Raw genomic sequence first — 16,833 nt, 5'->3', positions numbered from 1 at the left:
AACACAACTCAAGGAACAACAGCTCCGTTCGCGACCTCCTTCAACCACTGGCGCAGATCAGTCTTGAGAATCTTGCCGTAACTGTTCCTGGCCAGCTCGGTGCGAAACACGTACTTCTTCGGCTTTTTGAACGATGCCATGCGTTCGATGAACCAGGCATTGAGCAAAGATTCATCGAGAGCCCCTGCACTGCGGGGAACGACGAACGCTACCACCGATTCGCCCCACTGCACATCCGGCTCACCGACCACGCAGACTTCAAATACTTCCGGGTGTTGCGCCAGCACCTCTTCTACTTCCCGAGGGTACACGTTGCAGCCGCCGGAAATGATCACATCCTTGGAGCGATCGGTGAGCGTCAGATAACCCGCGTGATCAAGCAAGCCAATGTCGCCGGTCAACAGCCAGCCATCCACCAAGGTCTGGCGGGTCGCCGCGTCGTTGCGCCAGTAGCCCTGCATGACGGTGGGACTACGCACTGCGATCTCCCCCGACTGACCGGGAGGCAGCGGCCGGTGCTCAGGGTCCAGAATCCTGATGTCCACGCACGATTGCGCCCGCCCCACGGATGCTGCCAGGGAAGCCCAGTCAGGGCGGTTGCGATCCGCGATCAGCTCACGCGACAACGCGCTGATCGTCATCGGGCTCTCCCCCTGGCCATAGATCTGCACCAGCCGCGCGCCAAACGTCTCGAGCGCATCTTGCAGATCCGCCAGGTACATGGGCGCGCCACCGTAGACGATGGTCTTGATCCCATCGCCGCCATAACCTTGGCGACGGGCCTGTTCAACCATGCGCTTGACCATGGTCGGCGCGGCGAACAACGTGACATTGCGCAGCCCGCTCGCCAACTCGAACAGCTCGTCAGCCTTGAAGCCACGGGATTCGGGGATGACATGCCGAGCACCGCAACGCACATGGATAAAGTTGTACAGCCCGGCGCCGTGAGACATCGGGGCCGCGTACACCACCGCGTCATCCGGGCTGACCGGATCAACATCCAGCGGATAACACAGCGACATGGCCGTCAGGTTGCCGTGGGACAGCATCACGCCCTTGGATCGTCCAGTGGTGCCAGAGGTGTAGAACAGCCAGGCAAGGTCATCGGATTGGCGGGGACTGGGAGTTTCCAGCGCCGTTGAATCGACCGAAGCACACGGCACCCCGTCCCCTTCATCCAGTTCTCGACAGTCCTGCGGCAACGCCTCGGGCAAGAACACCTTGCCGCCATCAGTGAAAATCAAACGGGCCTGCGCATCGTCGACGATCCAGCCGGCTTCAATCGGATGCAGCTTGCAATTGATCGGTACCGCCACCGCGCCAACCCACCAGACGGCATAAAGCAGTTCGAGGTATTCGCAACTGTTCTTCATGAACAGCGCCACACGGTCGCCGGGCGCAATGCCGTGCTCGTCAATGAGCCGCGCGGCACGACTACGGACACGGGCGGCAAACGAGCCGTAGTCGGCGACTTGTCGCTGCCCCTCAAACAACGCTGGGCGTTCAGGCCAGCGACGACCGGCGTCGTTCAACCAGTTGGCGATATTCATGCTCAGGCCCTGCGCGCTTGAAGCACCGAGGCGTAGTTGGCGACCGCCATGCCGCCCATGTTGAACAGCAGACCGAACTCGGGATTGGCCACGGCGAGGCCGATCGGGTCGCCGGTCATTTGCCGAAAGGCCAGGGCGTGCATCGACACACCGGTGGCGCCTACGGGGTGCCCCTTGGCCTTGAGCCCACCAGACAGGTTCACCGGCAGCCGACCGCCGGCCCGCACGATACCGTCATCCAGGGCCCGATGCCCCTCGCCTTTGGGGGCCAGCCCCATGGCTTCGTAAATCAACAGTTCGGCGATGGTGAAACAGTCATGGACCTCGGCAAAGCTCAGATCGGCCAGGGTGATATTGGCCCCGCGCAAGGCCGAATGGATTGCACGCTGCGGGCCTTCAAACGCGAGGATGTCGCGCTGGGCAATCGGCAGGAAATCGTTGACCTGAGTCACTGAGCGAATCAGCACATCACGACGAAACTGCCTGGCACGCCTGGATGAGGCCAACACAATAGCGGCAGCCCCATCGCTGATCAGCGAGCAATCGGTCAGGCGCAGCGATTCAGCCACATAAGGATTGCTGATGGACACGTTGTTGCAATGTTCGAAATCCATGACCCGGTGCATCTGCGCCAGCGGGTTGGCCATAGCGTTGGAGTGGTTCTTGGTGGCGATGGCGGCCATCGACGCCATCGGGCATTGGTAGCGCTCTCGGTACTGTTGCGCAGCCAGGCCGAACAACTGCGGAAAGCTGAGCCCTGCCTCTTCGACGTCGTTCTGATAACCGGCACCCGCCAGGGCCTTGGTGACGTCGGCCGTGGAGTTGGAGGTCATCTTCTCGGCACCCACGATCAACACCAGTTCAGCCGAGCCCGAGAGAATCGCGTTGATACCCGCGTGAATCGCCGCCGAACCCGAGGCGCAAGCGTTTTCGCAACGGGCTGCAGGCTTGAAGCGCAAGCCTGGGTCGGCTTGCAGCATCAACGAGGCGGGAAAACCATCCGCCACCATCCCCGAATTGAAATGTCCGAGGAACATGGCATCGATTTCCGAGGCGTCGATGGCCGCATCCGCCAGGGCTTCGCGGGTGACCTGAACGATAAGGTCTTCCAGCGTGGAACCGTCCAGACGGCCAAAACGGGAGTGAGCGGCAGCGACGATGGAGACGGAATCATGGGGCATGGTGATTTTCTTCTGTGCTTGGATCAGGCATTCCTTACAATGACCTACCGCCCGGATCACTCGCTAGTTAGTGCAACTACGTACATGGATAAGTAACTGTGCTGACCCATGGTGTCGTCAGTACCGGATTTAAATCGAGGCAGGATGCCCAATGACCGTCTTCGCACAACAACTGAAAGACCTTGAGCGTCTGGCGTTCAAGGTGTCACCCGCCCCGCAGCTCATCACCGGCAACCGTGTGATGCTCGACTGCAACGAAGCATTCCTGGAGTTGTTCGGCTACCAGCGCGAAGAGCTTCTGGGTCATCTGACCCTGCTGATCTACCCTTCCCAGGCGGACTACAAAACCATCGGCAATCGCAGCCAGACCTGGTTGCGCAACAGCCAGAGCGGCTCTTACTCCGATGAACGCTTCATGCAACACAAAAGCGGCGAGGTGTTCTGGGCCAGGTCCCACGGCTATACCCTGACCCTGGACGACCCGTTCAAACTGATGGTCTGGCACTTCGAACGCATGGACCGGGCGCACCACGCCACCGTGAACCTCACGCCCCGCGAACGCGAAATCTCGATGCACATCGTCAACGGCCTGACCTGCAAGGAAGTGGCCAAAAAACTGGCGATCTCCCACCGAACCGTGGAAGTCCACCGCGCGCGCCTGATGAAAAAGCTGCAGGCCAAGAACAGCGCGGAGCTGGTTTCGAAGATTATTTTTGTGAGTTGACGGACAAGGCCCTCCAGACGAGCCATAAAGAGAAGCCCTTTCAGTATCCGTTGAGAGTCGAGAGTCGAGAGTCGAGGAAGCACGTTCAGGGAACTCCCCGCAAAGGCCTCCAGTCACAGCTATATGTGACATCCCGCCGCCTTGCGAAGCCAACAAAAATGAACAACGAAGAGCTTGTTTCCAAGCCAGCGGTTACTACTCATGGTTCGTGGCTGAAAAAGCTGGGACCGGGGCTGATTACAGGCGCCGCCGACGACGACCCCAGTGGTATCGCAACCTACTCGCAAGCCGGCGCGCAGTTCGGTCTGAACACGCTCTGGACGTTGTTACTGACGTTCCCCCTGATGGTTGGCATTCAGATCATCAGCGCCAAAATCGGTCGGGTCAGTGGTCACGGGCTGGCAACCAACATTCGTCGTCATTACCCCAAGCCCTTTCTGTTCTCCATTATCGGGCTGCTGCTGATTGCCAACACCGTGAACATTGCGGCCGACGTCGCCGCAATGGGCAATGCGACGAAGTTGCTGATCGGTGGGCCGTCTCATTTCTACGCCGTTGGATTCGGGGTGGTTTCGTTACTGCTGCAGGTGTTCATTCCCTACAGCCGCTATGTGCGCGTACTCAAGTGGCTGACCCTGGTATTGCTGGCTTACGTGGGCATAATTTTTGCGGTGCAGATCCCCTGGGGCAAGGTCGCTCTGCAGACGGTATGGCCGCATCTGTCCTGGAAACCGGAATACATCACCATGGTCGTGGCCATTTTCGGCACAACCATCAGCCCCTATCTGTTCTTCTGGCAGGCCTCGCAGGAAGTGGAAGAAATGGAGGCTCGTCCAGACGCACGCTCGCTGATTGAGGCTCCAGAGCAGGCAAAGGTCAATTTCCGACGGATTCGAACCGACACGATCATTGGAATGGGATTCTCCAACATCATCGCGTTTTTCATCATGCTGACCACAGCCGTCACACTTCACATGCACGGCATGACCGATATCCAGACCTCCGAACAAGCGGCGAGTGCCCTGCGCCCTATCGCCGGGGAGTTTGCCTTCTGGCTGTTCAGTGCCGGCATCATCGGCACCGGTTTGCTGGCCATTCCCGTGCTGGCAGGTTCCGCCGCCTACGCAATGGCGGGAGCATTTCAATGGAAAAACAGCTTGGCCGACGAACCAAAAACCGCCAAAGGATTCTACGGCGTCATCGCGATGGCTACATTGTTGGGCGTTCTGCTGTGCTTTGCGCCCATTGATCCGATCAAGGCTTTGCTGTGGAGCGCCGTGATCAACTGCGTCATGGCCGTGCCGATCATGTTCACCATGATGTTCATGGCATCGCGCAAGGACATCATGGGCGACTTCGTTATTCGCCCACGCTTGCGGATTCTGGGCTGGAGTTGTTCGATGGCGATGTCATTGGCGGTCGTCGCGATGTTTTGGGGAATGCTCGCCGGTTAACCCCACTCAGCACCAACGAAAAGGGACCGATTTATTGTCGAGAGATCGGCTCAAATCAATATAAATCGGCCCCTTTCCGCTTTAGCACTTCTTCGTCTGCTCTTTCGCCTGCGCCCACACACGCTCTTCTTGCTCACGCAGTTCCGGTGTGAACTCGGCGCCGAAATCCTCCGCCTCGAACACCTGGCGAATCTCGATCTCAGCCTCTGTGCCCGGCATCGGGTTAGGGCAACGTTTGACCCAGTCGATGGCTTCCTGCTTCGACTTCACCTGCCACAGCCAGTAGCCGGCGATCAGTTCCTTGGTTTCGGCGAACGGGCCGTCGATCACCGTGCGTTTCTCGCCCGAGAAGCGCACGCGAGTGCCTTTGCTGCTGGGGTGCAGGCCTTCGCCGCCGATGAGGATGCCGGCCTTGACCAGTTCTTCGTTGTAGTTGCCCATCGCGGTCAACAATTCCTGGGTGGGCATCACGCCAGCCTCGGAATCCTTGCTGGCTTTTATAATGATCATGAATCGCATCGTCGTCTCTCCGTTGGATGTGAACTACTCACTACCTTGTCGAACGGTAGCGTCCCAAATCGACAGCCCTTCATTTTTTATTGCCGCGTCCCCAACGATCCTAGGACATTTCCCGCAAACTGCGGCGTCATTGATGAACTGGAAAGCCTCTCGTCGTGAAGATACATTTGAATCGTCGCTGCAGATGAGTGACCGGTTGTGACAGGCCGAAAAAGTGTAGGCCTCTCGAGACTACCGGAGCTCCACCATGAAAAAAATCCCCCCCAATCCCCCCGCAAAAACTGCCACTCCCGCAAGCCGCCTCTTCACCCTCCGTCCTGACATCGACACCGAAACCCTGCTGATCCACACCAGCGAAACCCTCGCTTCGCTCAACGTCATGACCACCGACCTGGCCTTCCAACTCGAAGACTCGCGTCGCAACGTGGCATTGGCGATTCAGCAGTTGATCGTGCTGGGCGAGTTGCTGGTGAACCGGGCGCTGGAGCATTTCGACACGCCGGATGCAGCGCACGGACCTCACCCCGCCGCTCACCACTGAGTGGTCACGTTCTGCTATTGAATGGAGGTTCTGCCATGACTCGATACATGCCCATCACCGGCATCGACTGCACCGTCGCATCCCTGTTGATCGACACCGAAGCGCCGCTGGACGTGCTGCATGAAACAGCGGCCTACCGCATCCGCACCGCGACCCAGTTGCTGGAGAATGTCGCCACCGGCGAGGGGATTCACAGTGAACTGGCGCGTGCGTTAGTGGTTTCGCTGCGCGATGGTTGCGATTTGCTGGATGTCGTTGGGCGACGATTGCAGGCGCAGGTTTTGTTGTCTTGAAGAAGAAAGATGGCCCTCGCGGGTAATGTAATGTCAGTCAGTTAAACGCAATCCATGTGGGAGCGAGCCTGCTCGCGATAGCGGTGGGTCAGTCAACATTGATGTTGAATGTTATGCCGTCATCGCGAGCAGGCTCGCTCCCACAGGTTTGTGCCTTAACTGACAGGCATTAGCCCTCACGGGCCACTTTTAGGCGTTTCAGTTACCCCGTGCACTGCTCTCGACAAGCTTCTGGCTCAACAGAAGGTTTCACTTAATGTAACTTTCTGTCGACTCATTCCGTGGTTATTGCTTCGTAAAACTGCCTCGGCACCGCTCCTTCCGTGGTCAGGGTCAGACATTTCCCGCAAGCCAAAGCGTCGTGTGTGAACTTGTGCGGGATCAGCCGCAAACCTAATCTGGACAGACGATACAGACGGTTCGTCTTAAACCGATTGATCGAGATCGCCACTGCCACCAGACTCCACTTTCTGCACTGCCCGCTGACAAGGAGGCCACATGCAACGCACTGCGCTACCCAGCCACCTTGTTGGCATTGGCTTGTACACCCCGGCAGAAGCCGCGCTCTACACCGGCATCCCGGCCGCCGATATCCGCCGCTGGTTGTTCGGGTATACCGCCCACGGCGCTCTACATCCCGGTCTATGGACCTCCGAGCTGGCTGATCTGGGCGAGCCTATCCTGGGTTTTCAGGATCTTCTCGAAATTCGCTTCGTCCACGCTTTCCGTAAACACGGCGTTAGCCTGCAAGCTATTCGCAGCGCTTCGGTGCAAGCAAAAGCGATGTTTGATCAGGCCTATCCCTTTACCTGCAAACGATTCCAAACAGACGGACGGAGCATCTTCGCCACAGTTCTGGATGAAGTCGGCGACGACGCCTTGCTCGATTTGGTTAAAAGGCAATACGCCTTCAAACAGGTCATCACGCCGTCGCTCTATGAAGGCATTGATTACACAGGCTCAGGTGCCGCCCAACGCTGGTATCCAATCAAACGCAGCAAGGCCATCGTTCTCGACCCCTCCAGAAACTTTGGAAAACCTGTGCTTTCAGTTACAGGGATCGACACAGCAACTGTTTTCAGTGCTTATCAAGCCGAAGGGAACGATGCTAAACGCATTGCTCAACTTTACGAGATACCTGCCAACGCAGTAGACGCGGCAATTAATTTCGAGCGTAGGAATGCGGCTTGAACTTCCTGCTGGACAACAACCTCCCTCCCGCTCTGGCCCGCGCCCTTAACGAACTCTCCAAATCCGAAGGTCACACCGTAACGCCACTGCGGGACAGATTCCCGCAGAGTGCGACGGATGTGGCGTGGATTTCAACGTTGAGCGAAGAAGGTGGATGGGCCGTTATCTCACAAGACAAATTTACCAAAGGTGATATTGAGAAAAGAGCCTTTCGCGAATGTGGCCTTCCCATATTCTGCTTAGCCCGGCATTGGGGGAGTGAACCGTATTGGAGCAAAGCTCACAATCTGGTTCGATGGTGGCCGGCAATCATGATTCAAGCAGACCTGATTAGAGGAGGTGCTGCGTTCCGCGTGCCTTGGAAGTTCGCTGCTCATGGAAAACTTGATCAAATAAAAATCTAACGCTCAGCCCTGTGCTGGTTTTTTTCATTCGTAAAAGATAATGAGCGACCTCTTCAAGGTCGCCCATTTCAATTGGAGCGGAAAACCACTGTCGGTTATCCCGCCACAGACCCGCCTCACATCCTGAAATCCTGAGTCCCCTCATCCCCGCTCAACACGCGTTCAGTCGTCACATACAAATCACGTATATGCCCCACCAGAAACGTCCAGAACGCCGGCTCATTAACGGTTTGCATCACCAGCTCACCCGGCAGGAACCGACTCATTTCCTTGCGAAACTCGGCGACGAGTTTCGGATCGGCATCAAGCACCACTGAACGCTCTTTGAACAATCTCAAGAACTCACCCTGCTCGCAGTGATGATCAGCGAGCTTTTTCGCCACTAGATCCAGCTGCGGCGTTACGCCTTGCTGGCGCAACCAGACCATGTCCCACAGGTCACGGTTCTTGATTCGATTGGGGCGCAGGGCAAACGCAACGATCTTGTCGGCATAGATTTCTTCGCGAGTTTCAGCCTGCAAGATCAGACCGCTGGTGCCCATGTCGACCCCGTACGGATTGAGCAGCAGCATAGGCTGTGGTTGGTAACTCGGGATGGAACAGACGTCGATGTTGATACGCTGGGCAGGTAAATCCTTGCGTCCTGGCCTGGTCTGAACTTTCAACTTCCAGGTGTCGACGTTACCTTCCTCACGAACCGGTTCACCGACTTCGACTTCAAGACCATATTTGGTCTTCAGAGTATCGACCAGCACCTGAGCCAGTTCGGTGAGGCTTTCACGATTGAAGTCCGCCCCGCCGGTAAAATCGAGATCTTCGCTCAATCGATTCGAGCCGTAACAAGCGCGCAGGCAAGTACCGCCGATAAAGGTCAGTTTTGCGAGCATACCGGAGGAACTCAGCGCCAACATGATGTCGTGGTGCAGCAGTTCCTTCTCCACGACGACCCGCAACGGTGCCAGGTCTTGTTGGTTTTTAAGCGCTTCATCTACCAGCTCATCAAACAAACTCATCAGCGACACTCCAATCAATCAGGTCCATGTTCCGTTTCGCAACTTTCATGTCACGTAATGCCTGCTGCGGTGTGGCCCGCCATAGCCGGCATCGCGCGTCGTAATGAACCTGATCCACCAGGTCCTGCGGTTGTTGTCGGGTGTGTACGAACTCGATGGTGCCCCATCGTCCGCATGAAATGATGCTGCTGCGCCCGGATGACATCAGCGAGACCCAGTTGATGGGGATCTGCGAGATAACCCCGCAATCGCTCAACGCCGTTTCCAGGCTGATGTAGTTGAACTGCATGGCCCGCAATCTGGCAGCCGCATGAAACAGCACCAGACCACTGGAGGGTTTGGCCCCTTCAAACAGGTAAAGCCCTCTGCACACCCGCGCCAGATGGCCTTCCGAAGCAGCACGGCTCAACAAGGTTTTATAGGCACCTTCGGAGATATCCGGCACAAGAACCCTGAGGTCGTCCGGAGTAAAAAGATAGCGCTCTTCGCTGGCCAGATTGGTCAGTTTTCGTAAGAGACGCCCCATGGGCTGCGTCGATTTTGTACAGGGCTGCATGCCGCACGACTCTACAGAAGGTTTCACTTAATGTAACTTACCGTAGAGTTACCCCACAAGTGACGGGGGCATTCTTAAAGTGATAGATAACGAGACACCTGCTTGACCGATCTTACCTCAGTAGCCAAAAAAGCCCCTCCGCGTCAGCCCACCCACCGCCGCTTCACCCACAACGCCCCCACTATCCCCACGACAATCGAGGCCAATGGCAACGTCGAGGTCAAACTCAGCGTCGGAAACACCAGCAAAATCTGTGAGTCGTTGCCACCGAGCATCATCGACGCGCCAGTGCCCATCAGCACCCCGGACAACAAGTGCACGCAGGCCTTCGACAGGTTGAATGCCTGGTAGCTGAAGGTCTTGCGGCGCAGAGTGAAGCTGAGCATGCCCACCAGCAACATCACGAACACCGCGACGCGCTGGCCGGTGATGGCCGTTTGTTCGGGCATCCAGAACAGCTGTGACAGGTGGTAGAAGAACACGCTGGGTGTCCATTGCGGTTCGAAGGTGTACAGCGCGCTGGTCAGCGCCCCCAGCAGCATGCTGGAGAACACCAGGTGTTTGTCGCCGTGAACATAGGCCAGAAACAGCAACGCCATCAGCACCACACCCAGGGTGAGCAGATAGTGGCTGCTGGAGATCTCGGGCATCAGCAGGGTTCTGTGCTCGGGCAACATGTTGAGCCGATACCACAGCACAATCCCCAGCACCCAGCCGACAATCGTAAAGGCCTTGTTGAGGTTGCCGCAGGTGAGTTTGGTCAGGGTGCCGACACTGCAACCGTCGTTGAGCACCGAGGCCACCCCGAATAGCAGTCCGCCACCGATCAGCAATGGATACCCGACTTCGGGCGTGAACAACGGTTGGCTGATGCCGAAATGGCGATAAATCGGTGCCAGCAGCAGGCCGAACAACCCGCAGGAAACCAGTGCCACGAATAAGGTCGGCCGGCGTTTGAGCAATAGAGCGCTGGCATTGACCAGGCACATGCCCATCCGCTGCGAAACCCAGCCAATCAGAAATGCGAGCAATAACGCGATCAGCAACGAAAGCACACGCCTCCTCACACCTCGGCAGGCCCATCAATAGGTTAAAGACTAGTCGGCTTTTCAATGGGCTCGCCAAGGTGCCAAGCACGCCATTGTGTCGACCCGTTCAGTCTTGCCAGCCAACGCAATGACTGGCTAACAGCAGGATTCCTGCTAGCTTTCAAGCGGACGCGGTACGTGTCCCACGGACAAAACCGCACGTGCCAGTGCTGTTAGTTGCACGCCATTCAGCCACCTCGAAAGGGATCTCATGACCACCCTCAAAGATCGCCTGAAAGAGGGCAAGGATGCGCGCAAGCAGTGCTCCCGCAACGCCCAGGCGCTGCAAGGGAAGACTGATCGCGACCCGCTGCCCTTGATCAAGGCCTCCAGTGAAGGGCGAATCCGCTCGCTGGTCGAGTTGCGCTACGGGCGCATGCTGGTTTCGCCTTTCGCCTTCTATCGCGGCAACGCCCTGCTGCATGCCCACGACCTGTCCGGTACGCCGGACATGGGGCTGCATTCAACCATTTGCGGCGATTGTCACCTGATGAACTTCGGTGGTTTTGGCACACCGGAACGCAACCTGCTGTTCAGCGTCAACGACTTCGATGAAGTTCACCCCGGCCCCTGGGAATGGGACCTGAAACGGCTGGTGACGAGCTTTCTGGTCGCCATTCGCGACCTGCGCCATGGTGCTTCAGTAGAGGAAGCCATCTGTCGCCGTGTGGTCGCAGCCTATCAACAGAGCATGGCCGAATGTGCCGAACAAAGTGCCCTGGAAATCTGGTACGACGCCCTCGGTTACAACGACTTGCTCAAGCAGGAACCCTCCACCAGCACGCTTGAGCATGTGAAAAACGCCATCAACAAAGCCCAGCATCGTACCCATGCCGAACTGCTGCCCAAGATATGCGAGCGCGATAAACACGGCCGCTTGCTGATTCGTGATGAACTGCCACAAATCTTCCACCTGCACAAAGACACAACGCTGCTGGACGCCGATGATGACTGGATGCGCGTGGACGATTGGCGGCCACCGTACGACACCCTCATGCACGATTACCGAGCCACGCTGATGGGCGATCGTCGCAATTTACTGGCGCGTTTCCAGGCCCAGGACCTGGCGTTCAAGGTCGTTGGGGTGGGCAGCGTCGGGACGCGCTGCCTGGTCGCTTTGCTGACCGACGATCAGGAACGACCGCTGTTCTTGCAACTCAAGGAAGCACGTCGCTCGGTGATTGCCGATTACGTCAAAGCCAAATCGCGGATACGCCATGACGGCCAGCGAGTGGTTGAAGGCCAGCGCCTGATGCAGTCGGCCAGCGATCTGTTTCTCGGCTGGACCACCAGCCCCAATGGCCAGCACTTCTACGTGCGCCAGCTACGGGATATGAAAATCTCGGCGGAGCTGGAAACCTTCGATGCTGAAACCTTTTCCGCCTATGGCCACATCTGCGGCAAAGCCCTGGCTCGAGCCCACGCCAAAGCCTCCGGGAAAGCTGCGCAGATCAGCGGTTACATTGGCAAGAGCGACGTCATGGCTAATGCGTTGTTCAAGTACGCCAAGGCCTACTCCGACCAGAACGAACGCGACTTCGAACGTTTTCAAACGGCCTGCCGCAAAGGCAAGCTACAGGCCCGTTCGGAAGCTGCCTTTGCCGCTGATCATTGGCCTTAGGCACGCTCCCCAAAAGATACAAAGGGTGACCGACCTGGTTCTGCTGAGCTATAAACCTGTCGTCTTTGCCAATAATGTTTCCAATTCACAATTTGTTAAGAAGTGGCCTCGTATACTTTCGAGTCCTGTTTTACTCTCGGCCCTCATCCTTTGGTAGCCTGATGCCTATGTCACGCCCTGCCCCACTTCTGTTTCTACTCACCTGCCTGCTGTTCTTCTTTGCCCTCGGCAATCACCAGTTACAAGGTTCCACCGAAGCCCGGGTTGCCGGCATCGCCATGGAAATGCACCTGGATAACGATTGGGTGACGCCGCGCCTGTTTGGGCAGCCCTTTCTGGAGAAGCCGCCTCTGAGTCTGTGGCTCGATGCCGGGGCGATTCGTGCCTTCGGTGGCACGCCATGGGCAGTGCGGCTGGCGTCGGCCTTCGCCGGGTTGTTCAGCGTGATGCTGCTATACACCATGCTGCGTCGGTTCGGTCGGCCAACGACCATCGCCTTGGTCGCCGGGATCATGCTGGCAACCATGGCCAGTTACTGGGGCAACGTTCGCGGTGTCGGTGAAGACGCACTGCTGAGCCTCGGCGTAACCCTGGCGCTGCTTTCGTTCTATCAGGCCCATCGCCAACACGCCGAACAGCGTGGAGCCCTGGGCAGCTGGCTACTTTTCGCCGTCGGCATTGCCATCGCCACGTTGAGCAAAGGCGTGCTCGGTCTGGCGATGCCGGGCGTGGTGATCTTCGCCTATTTGCTGACCGAGAGCCTGATCGACAAACGCTTCAGCCTGCCGCGCTGGATAGGCCCGGCACTGGCGACCCTGCTCGGGCTGATCCCCTTGGTGATCTGGCTCTTCATGCTCTATCAGCGCGGCGGCTCGCAGGCACTGGCCGAAGTGCTGCTGACCAACAGCGTCGGTCGCTTCAGCGGTTCGTTCGTTCAAGCCGGTCACTACGAGCCGTTCTATTACTACCTGGCCAAACTGCCGGAAGCCTTCCTGCCGTGGAATATCCTGGTGTATCTGGGGCTGTGGCATTTCCGTAAGAGCCTGGCGAACAATCGCTATCTGTTGTTCTTTACGCTGTGGCTGCTCGCACAATTCCTGATGCTGACCCTCGCGTCGAGCAAGCGCACGGTGTACCTGATGTCACTGACACCGGCCGCCGCCGTAATCGCAGCGGAATATGCCGCCGTGCTGTTCGAGCGTCTGCGCCAGCACACCGAAGCGTCGACCCTGGTCGGTAAAATCGCCCGCAATCGTCGTGGTATCGCGATCGGCATCATCAGTCTGTTCATCGTTGCTTATCTGTCCGCGGCCCAATGGGCGTTTCCACGTGCCGACCGCAAAGAGTCGTTCCTGCCATTGACCGATCAAATCCAGGCCATGCAGGCCAACGGCCAGGAAGTAGCGCTGTTCCAGGCAAACGAACGGACCGCCGGGGCGACCGTGTTCTACACCCATAGTCTGCTCAAGGACCTGGAGACCGATGCCGAGTTGACGGCGTTTCTCGCCGCCTCCCCAACCAATGTGGCGCTGCTTGCCGGCAATTCAGAACCCACAGCACCGTTGAAAATAGTGAAGCAAATACTGGTGGGGCGTCAGGTGTACTACTTCGTCACCCTCTAAAACAGCCAGCAAAAGAAAACGGCACCTGATGCAGGTGCCGTTTTTTATTGTCCGGTGAAAGCAGAAACTTTGAGTATCAGCCCAACACCTGAGTCTGTTCGTCTTTGGGGTGGCTTACTTGATCTCGACTGATTGCCAGTCAGAGGCTTCGATAAGCCCAAGCAGTTTCGGCTTGGTTTGCGCAGTATCAAGCGTAAAAAACAGCGACGCGCCGTACCCCGGGGTCGACGACGTCGGCAACTTCAGTTCTTTTTCCAGTTGCGCCATGCACTCGCTGTGGGTGACCAGCACCAGGTTACGACCGGCGACCTTGTGCGCCAGCACGTCACGCAGCATCGTGCCTTTGCAGTTGAAGAGCCAGTCCTGGGCGCTGCCAAGCGTGTCGAACATGTAGTGCGACGTTTGTACGGCCCGCGTCAACGGGCTGTTGTAGATGTCAGCGTTAGTCAGGCCCAGGTGCGCAAACTGCGAACCAATCCCGGTAGCCACGCTGCGCGCGCGCTCGGTAATGCCATCGGCACTGTCCAGGCAAGGAGCACTGGAGTGGTCGCATCGCTCAACGTGACGGATCAGCACAATCGTATCGCCCTTGGCCCAACTGGCGGCCAAGGCCTTGTCGCCGCTGATGTTGCCGTGAGCCAGGTCCGCAGGGCCAGCAGGTCGGAGCAGCCAGAATGTCAGCGCAATAACAAAGAGTGCCGCCAGCAGTACAAAGGCACCGTATTTGACGCGAGTGAGCCCACCCATACTCAGTGAACGCTTGATACTCGGACGACCCCGTCTTGATTCCACTTTCAAACTGCCTCTGACTCTCGAATGCCCAATTGTACGGCCGACATTAGAAGTTAGTGCATAAGTACCCAGTGAAATGAATGTGAAAAATGCTCAACCGACGAGCATGCTCAGTATTTTCTCGTTACGAAAAACGTTTCAGCTATCGCGCCTGCCGCCGATACATCCCTACGAACACATTCTGCTGGCCGCCAAAAACAATAATCTTCCAGCCAACTGACGATCAAGAAGCGCAACGTTCCTGGAGGAATTTTTGATGAATAGCTGGTTCGCCAACATCAGCGTCAACCTGAAGCTGAGCCTGGGTTTCGGCCTGGTGCTGGCCCTTACGTGCATCCTCGCCCTGACTGGCTGGACCAGCCTGGGTGGGCTGATCGACCGCAGTAACTGGATGAGCGATATCACTCAGCTCAACGCGGGGCTGACCAAACTGCGGGTCACCCGTTTGCAGTACATGCTGGCCGACGGCGACGAAACCGTGGCGCAGACCGTACAAACCGCCCTCGACGGCTTCAAGGCCCAGCAGCAAAAACTGCTGTCGAGCCTCAAGAGCCCGGAAAACCTCAAACTGCTCAATGAGCAGGGCGCGGTCATCGATGCCTACCAGCAATCATTGAACAAAATGCGCAACGCCTATCGGACCGCAGGCGCCGCACGTCAGGCCATGGGCGAGAATGCCGAAAGCGCCAACACGCTGATCAATGAGATCGACACCCGCGTGCGCCAGATGCCCTTGAGCGATCAACGCTTCGAGCAGTTCCAGGCCATTACCGGGGCCAAGGAACAGTTTCAGCTCGCCCGCTACGAAGTTCGCGGCTACACCAACGACAGCACTCCGGCCACCGAGCAAAAAGCCGTCGCCCAACTGGACGCGGCCATCGCCAGCCTGAAAACACTCAACACGCATTTCGCCGACAGCCAGCAAGACGCGTTGCGCCAGCTGCAAAGCGCGCTGCTCAATTACCGCAGCGCCTTGCAGGCCTACAAGGCGGCCAACAGCGACGCGGTCGTGGCTCGCCAGGAAATGACCGTCCAGGGCAATGACATCGTTGCGCGCAGTGACGCGCTGTATCAGATCCAGCTGGATCGCCGTGACGCCGAAAGCGCCCGGGCACGCACCCTGCAACTGATCAGCACATTGTTGGCGTTGCTGGTCGGCGTTCTCGCGGCCGTGACCATCACCCGGCAAATCACCCGGCCACTGCGCGAAACCCTGGCGGTGGTCGAGCGTATCGCCGGCGGCGACCTGACCCATGACGTCCACGTCTCCCGTCGTGACGAACTCGGGGTGTTGCAGCAAGGCATCGCACGGATGGGCGTCACCCTGCGCGACTTGATCAGCGGCATCCGCGATGGCGTCACGCAGATCGCCAGCGCTGCCGAAGAGCTGTCGGCCGTCACCGAAGAAACCAGCGCCGGGGTCAACAGCCAGAAGATCGAAACCGATCAGGTTGCCACCGCCATGCACGAGATGACGGCCACCGTGCAGGAAGTCGCACGCAACGCCGAACAAGCTTCGCAAGCGGCAGCAGCGGCTGATGGTGAAGCCCGCGAAGGCGATAAAGTGGTCAACGAAGCGATCGCTCAGATCGAACGTCTGGCCAGCGAAGTGGTGCGCTCCACCGAAGCCATGACCGTGTTGCAACAGGAAAGCGACAAGATCGGCAGCGTCATGGACGTGATCAAGGCCGTCGCCGAACAGACCAACCTGCTGGCGCTCAACGCCGCCATCGAAGCCGCTCGCGCGGGTGAAGCCGGTCGTGGTTTCGCCGTGGTCGCTGACGAAGTGCGCGGCCTGGCCCAACGCACGCAGAAATCCACCGAGGAAATCGAAGGTCTGGTCGCCGGCCTGCAGAACGGCACCAAGCAAGTAGCCGCCGTGATGAACAACAGCCGCAGCCTGACCGACAGCAGTGTCGAGCTGACCCGCAAGGCCGGTGTGTCACTGGAAAACATCACCCGCACGGTGTCGAACATTCAGTCGATGAACCAGCAGATCGCCGCCGCTGCCGAGCAGCAAAGCGCGGTGGCCGAAGAGATCAGCCGCAGCATCATCAACGTGCGCGACGTCTCCGAGCAAACTGCCGCCGCCAGCGATGAAACCGCCGCGTCCAGTGTTGAGCTGGCGCGGTTGGGCAATCAGTTGCAGATGATGGTGAGCCACTTCCGGGTTTGAGCCTCAGTTGCTCCCCCCTTTAGCACTCGTGCCGACCGGGGGAGCAAGTAGTGTCGAACTCCTACAGGTTAATAGGAGTCTCTCCCGTCCAAACGGCGATTTTTCCAG

Annotated in this window: 16 protein-coding genes and 1 pseudogene; 10 read left to right on the top strand and 7 right to left on the bottom strand. The window is 58.0% G+C overall.

The genetic code is table 11. The annotated features are described in order from the left end of the window. Window positions 1–8: 8 nt before the first annotated feature. Both BK659_RS05960 and BK659_RS05955 read right to left on the bottom strand, forming a co-directional pair. Window positions 9–1,550: a class I adenylate-forming enzyme family protein gene (locus BK659_RS05960; RefSeq protein ID WP_123424185.1), complete on the bottom strand. Its 1,542-nt coding sequence runs from the start codon at window positions 1,548–1,550 to the stop codon at window positions 9–11. Window positions 1,551–1,552: 2 nt separating this feature from the next. Further along, the gene (locus BK659_RS05955; RefSeq protein WP_123424184.1) at window positions 1,553–2,731 is read right to left on the bottom strand and encodes an acetyl-CoA acetyltransferase; all 1,179 of its coding nucleotides are present in this window, start codon (window positions 2,729–2,731) and stop codon (window positions 1,553–1,555) included. A gap of 151 nt (window positions 2,732–2,882) precedes the next feature. Between BK659_RS05955 and BK659_RS05950 the strand changes: the two genes are divergently transcribed. Together BK659_RS05950 and BK659_RS05945 are read left to right on the top strand one after the other, a co-directional pair. Next, entirely contained in the window at window positions 2,883–3,455 is a 573-nt protein-coding gene (locus tag BK659_RS05950; protein ID WP_123424183.1) for a LuxR C-terminal-related transcriptional regulator, read from the top strand. Beyond that, window positions 3,452–4,909 (top strand): NRAMP family divalent metal transporter, encoded by a 1,458-nt coding sequence (locus BK659_RS05945; RefSeq protein WP_259740214.1) that lies wholly within the window; start codon window positions 3,452–3,454, stop codon window positions 4,907–4,909. The genes BK659_RS05950 and BK659_RS05945 overlap by 4 nt, the downstream gene beginning before the upstream one ends. 81 nt (window positions 4,910–4,990) lie before the next feature. Here the strand turns inward: BK659_RS05945 and BK659_RS05940 are convergent, their stop codons facing one another. Then, window positions 4,991–5,428: a YciI family protein gene (locus tag BK659_RS05940; RefSeq protein WP_123424181.1), complete on the bottom strand. Its 438-nt coding sequence runs from the start codon at window positions 5,426–5,428 to the stop codon at window positions 4,991–4,993. A gap of 247 nt (window positions 5,429–5,675) precedes the next feature. On the opposite strand from BK659_RS05940, the gene BK659_RS05935 reads away from it, so the two are divergent. The 4 genes from BK659_RS05935 (at window position 5,676) to BK659_RS05920 (ending at window position 7,857) form a co-directional block, all read left to right on the top strand. Continuing rightward, the gene (locus BK659_RS05935; protein WP_123424180.1) at window positions 5,676–5,969 is read left to right on the top strand and encodes a DUF6124 family protein; all 294 of its coding nucleotides are present in this window, start codon (window positions 5,676–5,678) and stop codon (window positions 5,967–5,969) included. A gap of 35 nt (window positions 5,970–6,004) precedes the next feature. Continuing rightward, on the top strand, window positions 6,005–6,262 hold the full coding sequence (locus BK659_RS05930; protein ID WP_123424179.1) for a hypothetical protein: 258 nt from the start codon (window positions 6,005–6,007) through the stop codon (window positions 6,260–6,262). A gap of 498 nt (window positions 6,263–6,760) precedes the next feature. Beyond that, a complete protein-coding gene (locus tag BK659_RS05925; RefSeq protein ID WP_123424178.1) occupies window positions 6,761–7,453 on the top strand; it encodes a DUF433 domain-containing protein in 693 nt (230 codons plus the stop codon). Continuing rightward, window positions 7,450–7,857 (top strand): PIN-like domain-containing protein, encoded by a 408-nt coding sequence (locus BK659_RS05920; RefSeq protein WP_123424177.1) that lies wholly within the window; start codon window positions 7,450–7,452, stop codon window positions 7,855–7,857. The genes BK659_RS05925 and BK659_RS05920 overlap by 4 nt, the downstream gene beginning before the upstream one ends. A 116-nt stretch (window positions 7,858–7,973) precedes the next feature. Here the strand turns inward: BK659_RS05920 and BK659_RS05915 are convergent, their stop codons facing one another. The 3 genes from BK659_RS05915 to BK659_RS05905 form a co-directional block, all read right to left on the bottom strand. Continuing rightward, window positions 7,974–8,870, bottom strand: coding sequence for a nucleotidyl transferase AbiEii/AbiGii toxin family protein (locus BK659_RS05915; protein ID WP_123424176.1), 897 nt, complete (start codon window positions 8,868–8,870; stop codon window positions 7,974–7,976). After that, window positions 8,857–9,453: a type IV toxin-antitoxin system AbiEi family antitoxin gene (gene abiEi, locus BK659_RS05910; RefSeq protein ID WP_259740213.1), complete on the bottom strand. Its 597-nt coding sequence runs from the start codon at window positions 9,451–9,453 to the stop codon at window positions 8,857–8,859. Before abiEi ends, BK659_RS05915 begins: the two co-directional genes overlap by 14 nt. A gap of 116 nt (window positions 9,454–9,569) precedes the next feature. Beyond that, a complete protein-coding gene (locus tag BK659_RS05905) occupies window positions 9,570–10,481 on the bottom strand; it encodes a YeeE/YedE thiosulfate transporter family protein (protein WP_123424174.1) in 912 nt (303 codons plus the stop codon). 244 nt (window positions 10,482–10,725) lie between these two features. Here BK659_RS05905 and BK659_RS05900 point away from each other — a divergent pair, with 244 nt between their 5' ends. After that, window positions 10,726–12,135 carry a DUF2252 domain-containing protein gene (locus BK659_RS05900; RefSeq protein ID WP_123424173.1) on the top strand — a complete coding sequence of 470 codons (1,410 nt, stop codon included), beginning with the start codon at window positions 10,726–10,728 and terminating at the stop codon, window positions 12,133–12,135. Window positions 12,136–12,302: 167 nt separating this feature from the next. Next, entirely contained in the window at window positions 12,303–13,757 is a 1,455-nt protein-coding gene (locus BK659_RS05895; protein WP_123424172.1) for an ArnT family glycosyltransferase, read from the top strand. 114 nt (window positions 13,758–13,871) lie between these two features. On the opposite strand, the gene pmrG is transcribed toward BK659_RS05895, so the two are convergent. Then, entirely contained in the window at window positions 13,872–14,549 is a 678-nt protein-coding gene (pmrG, locus tag BK659_RS05890) for a lipopolysaccharide core heptose(II)-phosphate phosphatase PmrG (RefSeq protein WP_404942514.1), read from the bottom strand. A gap of 256 nt (window positions 14,550–14,805) precedes the next feature. Here pmrG and BK659_RS28435 point away from each other — a divergent pair. Beyond that, window positions 14,806–15,867, top strand: a pseudogene (locus BK659_RS28435) (methyl-accepting chemotaxis protein); the annotation flags it as partial. Further along, a complete protein-coding gene (locus BK659_RS28430; RefSeq protein WP_475847341.1) occupies window positions 15,862–16,725 on the top strand; it encodes a methyl-accepting chemotaxis protein in 864 nt (287 codons plus the stop codon). The pseudogene BK659_RS28435 and the gene BK659_RS28430, both read left to right, overlap by 6 nt. Window positions 16,726–16,833 lie beyond the last annotated feature (108 nt).

The organism is Pseudomonas brassicacearum, assembly GCF_003732225.1.
Lineage (GTDB): Bacteria > Pseudomonadota > Gammaproteobacteria > Pseudomonadales > Pseudomonadaceae > Aquipseudomonas > Aquipseudomonas brassicacearum_E.
The sequence above is the reverse complement of the archived record's forward strand: the minus strand, read 5'-3'. Positions and strand labels throughout refer to the sequence as shown.

Bases quoted from the DNA above. Each gene is read 5' to 3' on its own strand.
- BK659_RS05895 (WP_123424172.1), top strand. From the start codon at position 12,303: ATGTCACGCCCTGCCCCACTTCTGTTTCTACTCACCTGCCTGCTGTTC.
- BK659_RS05925 (WP_123424178.1), top strand. From the start codon at position 6,761: ATGCAACGCACTGCGCTACCCAGCCACCTTGTTGGCATTGGCTTGTAC.
- BK659_RS05935 (WP_123424180.1), top strand. From the start codon at position 5,676: ATGAAAAAAATCCCCCCCAATCCCCCCGCAAAAACTGCCACTCCCGCA.
- BK659_RS28430 (WP_475847341.1), top strand. From the start codon at position 15,862: ATGGGCGTCACCCTGCGCGACTTGATCAGCGGCATCCGCGATGGCGTC.
- BK659_RS05900 (WP_123424173.1), top strand. From the start codon at position 10,726: ATGACCACCCTCAAAGATCGCCTGAAAGAGGGCAAGGATGCGCGCAAG.
- BK659_RS05930 (WP_123424179.1), top strand. From the start codon at position 6,005: ATGACTCGATACATGCCCATCACCGGCATCGACTGCACCGTCGCATCC.
- BK659_RS05950 (WP_123424183.1), top strand. From the start codon at position 2,883: ATGACCGTCTTCGCACAACAACTGAAAGACCTTGAGCGTCTGGCGTTC.
- BK659_RS05955 (WP_123424184.1), bottom strand. From the start codon at position 2,731: ATGCCCCATGATTCCGTCTCCATCGTCGCTGCCGCTCACTCCCGTTTT.
- BK659_RS05940 (WP_123424181.1), bottom strand. From the start codon at position 5,428: ATGCGATTCATGATCATTATAAAAGCCAGCAAGGATTCCGAGGCTGGC.
- BK659_RS05915 (WP_123424176.1), bottom strand. From the start codon at position 8,870: ATGAGTTTGTTTGATGAGCTGGTAGATGAAGCGCTTAAAAACCAACAA.
- BK659_RS05960 (WP_123424185.1), bottom strand. From the start codon at position 1,550: ATGAATATCGCCAACTGGTTGAACGACGCCGGTCGTCGCTGGCCTGAA.